At 66.0% G+C, this 4,825-nt stretch carries 3 protein-coding genes; all 3 read left to right on the top strand.

The window, feature by feature from the left end:
• The first annotated feature begins 23 nt into the window (after positions 1-23).
• A complete protein-coding gene (locus JNK68_10930; GenBank protein ID MBL8540873.1) occupies positions 24-962 on the top strand; it encodes a GHKL domain-containing protein in 939 nt (312 codons plus the stop codon).
• Positions 963-1,518: 556 nt separating this feature from the next.
• Positions 1,519-4,176, top strand: coding sequence for a pyruvate dehydrogenase (acetyl-transferring), homodimeric type (gene aceE / locus JNK68_10925; protein MBL8540872.1), 2,658 nt, complete (start codon positions 1,519-1,521; stop codon positions 4,174-4,176).
• Between the two features lie 89 nt (positions 4,177-4,265).
• A partial coding sequence (locus tag JNK68_10920; GenBank protein MBL8540871.1) for a branched-chain alpha-keto acid dehydrogenase subunit E2 occupies positions 4,266-4,825 on the top strand: 560 nt, incomplete at its 3' end.

Below are 4,825 nucleotides of genomic sequence, written 5' to 3'. Positions count from 1 at the left end.
CCTACTTCGTCCAGAGCTACGGCGTGAGCTGGCTGATTGAAGGCAGGCCGCGCACCTATACCTTCAGCGTGGCCGAAGACCTCGGTGAATTCCGGCACGAGATCAACCATTTCCGCGCGAGCCTCGCGGCATGGCTGGGCGGCATGGCGGTGCTGCTGATTGCGGTGCTGGCAGTCGCGCTGCACTGGGGGCTCAAGCCGCTGCGCCAAGTGCGCCGCGAGATCGATCACGTGCAGGCGGGCGACCGGGAGCGGATCGTCGGTCGCTACCCGGCGGAGCTGCAGGGTCTCACCGGCAGCGTCAACGCGCTGCTCGCGCACGAGCGGGCGCAGCAGAAGCGCCTGCGCAACGCGCTCGGCGATCTCGCGCACAGCCTGAAGACACCACTCGCCGTGATGCGCGGGGTGCTCGGCGAAGGCCGCGTGGACGCCGCGAGCGCGCGCGAGCTCGACGATCAGTTGGGGCAGATGGACCGCATCGTCCGTCACCAGCTGCAGCGCGCCATCGCACGCGGCGCGACCGGTCTCGGCACGCGCCTGCCGGTGCTCGAAGTCGCACAGAAGATGAAGTCGTCGCTGGAAAAACTGCATCGCGACAAGACGCTGACTATCGCGCTCGACGTCGCACCGGACCTGCACTTTCTCGGCGCCGAGGGCGACCTGATGGAGGTGCTGGGCAATCTGCTCGACAACGCCTGCAAGTGGTGTCGCGGGCAAGTGCGGCTGAGCGCGCGGCGACAGGAGTCCGGGCTCGAGCTCGTGGTCGAGGACGACGGTCCGGGAATCGATCCCGCCCTCGCCGAGCGCCTGGCCGAGCGCGGCGCACGCGCCGACGAGAGCGTCCCCGGTCACGGCATCGGGCTCGCGATGGTGCGCGACATCGCAGCCGCATACGCAGGTCGTGTCACCGTCGCGCGAAGCGCCCTCGGGGGTGCTACGGTCATCGTACAACTGGCGGCCTGAGGCATCGCGATCGGCGATGATCCGCGCGCGATTTCGCGTGCAATTTGGCTTGCAGTTGCCGTGGCGGACGACTATCTTTGACAATTATCATTGTTCGCCCTTTTCGCGCGCCCGCGCCTGTGGCGTGACAGTGGCGTTCGCCCGCCGGAGCAGGTTCTGCGGCAGCGGGGGACTGAAAACAAGCTAAGACAAGAAAGCAGCACGGGATGGAGGCAGGCATTGAGCAGCTTGAGGACGAGCCGCGTGAAGCGCACCGCGCTCGGGGACATCGCGCCTGCGGGTGGCTCGCCCGTGCTGCGCGGCGCCATCCCGTGGCAGCCGGCTCTGCGTCGTCCCCGACCGCTATCCGCTCGACAACCCTTCCAGTCGACCGCCTGGCGCGTCGATCACCCTGACCTTATTGCTTTCTGAGGCGCCCGCACGCCGGTTGACTCGTCTGCGTCTGCAGCGCCTGAACATCACCGGGTACGCGACCGGCGGGTCGCCGTTCGCGCGCTCGACAAGGAACGTCGCCCGCCGAGGGCGGGATTGCAACTCAACGTGGAGGTGACATCTCATGGACATTCGCCAGGACGTCGATCCGACCGAAACGCGGGAATGGATCGATTCGCTGAAGGCGGTGCTGCAGTATCGCGGTCCCGAACGCGCGCATTTCATCATCAACCGGCTGGTCGACGAGGCGCGGCGCAGCGGCGCGTACCTGCCCTATTCCATGACCACCGCGTACGTGAACACGATCCCCGTGGACAAGGAAGCGAAGGCGCCCGGCGATCCCAAGATGGAGGAGGCGATCCGCGCGGCCCTGCGCTGGAACGCGGTGGCCATCATCCTGCGGGCGAACAAGAAATCCTCCGAGCTCGGCGGCCACATCTCGAGCTTCGCCTCCGCGGCAACCCTCTATGACGTCGGCTACGAGCACTTCTTCCACGCGCCCACCGAATCGCACGGCGGCGACCTCCTCTACATCCAGGGGCACTCGGCGCCGGGGATCTACGCCCGCGCCTACCTGCTCGGTCGCCTCTCCGAGCAGCAGCTCGACAACTACCGTCAGGAGACCGGCGGCCAGGGCCTGTCGTCCTATCCGCACCCGTGGCTCATGCCGGATTTCTGGCAGTTTCCGACCGTCTCCATGGGCCTGGGTCCGCTCATGGCGATTTACCAGGCGCGCTTCCTCAAGTATCTGCAGGGGCGCGGGCTCGCGCACACCGAAGGCCGCAAGGTGTGGGCATTCCTCGGTGACGGCGAATGCGACGAGCCGGAATCCCTGGGTTCGATCTCGCTCGCCGGCCGCGAACACCTGGACAACCTGATCTTCGTCATCAACTGCAACCTGCAGCGCCTCGACGGCCCGGTGCGCGGCAACGGCAAGATCATCCAGGAACTCGAATCGGTGTTCCGCGGCGCCGGCTGGAATGTGATCAAGGTGGTCTGGGGCAGCGGCTGGGACAAGCTGCTGGCCAAGGACAAGGACGGCATCCTGCTCAAGCGCATGGAAGAGTGCGTCGACGGCGAGTATCAGGACTTCAAGTCGAAGAACGGCGCCTACGTGCGCGAGCATTTCTTCGGCAAGTATCCGGAACTCAAGGCGATGGTCGCGGACATGAGCGACGACGAGATCTGGGCGCTCGAGCGCGGCGGCCACGATCCGCAGAAGGTCTATGCAGCGTATGCGGCTGCGATGCAGCACAAGGGACAGCCGACCCTGATCCTGGCCAAGACCGTGAAGGGCTTCGGCATGGGCGAATCGGGCGAAGGCCAGATGATCGCGCACCAGGCGAAGAAGATGACGCAGGACTCGATCCGCCAGTTCCGCGACCGTTTCAGCATCCCGATCAGCGACGAGCAGATGGCCGACATGCCGTACTACACCTTCCCCGAGGGCAGCGCGGAGAAGAAGTATCTGCACGAGCGCCGCGCCAAGCTCGGCGGCTATCTGCCGTTGCGCCGCCGCAAGTCCGCGTCGCTGGAGATCCCGCCGCTCGCCACCTTCGAGCGGCTCCTGAAGAGCACCGAAGCGCGCGAGATCTCGACCACCATGGCCTTCGTGCAGATGCTCAACATGCTGGTGAAGGACAAGAACATCGGCAAGCACATCGTCCCCATCGTGCCCGACGAGTCGCGCACCTTCGGCATGGAAGGCATGTTCCGGGCGCTTGGCATCTTTTCTCAGGTGGGACAGCTCTACAAGCCGCAGGACGCCGACCAGCTCATGTACTACCGCGAGGACAAGGCCGGTCAGGTGCTGCAGGAAGGCATCAACGAAGCGGGCGCGATGTCGTCGTGGATCGCGGCTGCCACCTCCTACAGCTCGAACAACGTGCCGATGATCCCGGTCTACATCTACTACTCGATGTTCGGGCTGCAGCGCGTGGGCGACCTCGCGTGGGCGGCGGGCGACATGCGCGCGCGCGGCTTCCTCGTCGGCGGCACCGCCGGGCGCACCACGCTGAACGGTGAAGGCCTGCAGCACGAGGACGGCCACAGCCACATCCTCGCCTCCACCATTCCGAACTGCGTGTCCTACGACCCGACCTTCGCCTACGAAGTGGTGGTGATCGTGCGCGACGGCCTGCGCCGGATGTATCAGGAGCAGGAGGACGTCTACTACTACCTCACCGTGATGAACGAGAACTACCCGCACCCGGGCATGCCGGAAGGCGCCGAGGAAGGGATCATCAAGGGCATGTACCTCCTGCAGCAGGGCGACAAGGGCAAGGGACCGCGCGTCCAGCTCATGGGCTCCGGCACCATCCTGCGCGAAGTGATCGCCGCGGCCGAACTGCTCAAGAACGACTGGGGCGTGAACGCGGACATCTGGAGCTGCACGAGCTACAACGAGCTGCGCCGCGACGGCATCGCCGCCGACCGCTGGAACATGCTGCACCCGACCGAGCCGCCGCGGAAGAGCTATGTCGAGCAGTGCCTGGAAGGCCGTGACGGCCCGGTGATCGCCTCGACCGACTACATGCGGGCGTACGCCGACCAGCTGCGCGCCTTCCTGCCGAAGCGCTTCCGCGTGCTCGGCACCGACGGCTTCGGCCGCAGCGACTACCGCGTCAAGCTGCGCGAATTCTTCGAGGTCAACCGGTACTACGTGACCGTGGCGGCGCTGAAGGCGCTCGCGGACGAGGGAACGCTGCCGCCGCAGAAGGCGCAAGAGGCCATCGCGAAGTACGGCATCAATCCGGAGAAACCCAACCCGGTCACCGTCTGAGGGCGCGTTGGCGCGCGCATCGTCACGCTGACAACGAAGTGCGCCGCGGTGCGTGCCGCGGCGTGGAGCGCAAGATTTTCGGGGGAGACATGGCTGCGACAACGGAAGTGAAGGTGCCGGACATCGGCGATTTCAAGGATGTCCCGATCATCGAAGTGATGGTGAAGCCGGGCGACACGATCAAGCCGGAGGATCCGCTCGTCACGCTGGAATCGGACAAGGCGACGATGGAAGTGCCGTCACCGGCCGGCGGCGTGGTGAAGGAAGTGAAAGTGGCGGTGGGTGACAAGGTGAGCGAGGGCAGTCTCATCCTTACGCTCGAAGCCGCAGGCGCTGCCGAGTCGGCGGCGAAATCGCCCAAGGTGTCCGCACCGCCTGCGCCGACCAGCGCCCCCGGCGGCGTGGCCGAGGTCAAGGTGCCGGACATCGGCGATTTCAAGGACGTGCCGGTGATCGAGATCTTCGTCAAGCCGGGCGATTCGGTGAAGGCGGAGCAGGCGCTCATCACGCTGGAATCGGACAAGGCGACGATGGACGTGCCCTCGCCGATCGGCGGCATCGTGCAGGAGGTGAAGGTAAAGCTCGGTGACAAGGTTTCGGAAGGCTCGGTGATCCTGTCGCTCTCGACCGGTGTCGGCGCGCCAGCAGC

This window comes from Betaproteobacteria bacterium, from assembly GCA_016791345.1.
GTDB lineage: Bacteria > Pseudomonadota > Gammaproteobacteria > Burkholderiales > JAEUMW01 > JAEUMW01.
Note: the sequence above shows the minus strand (reverse complement) of the source record. Positions and strands in the feature narration are given on the sequence as shown.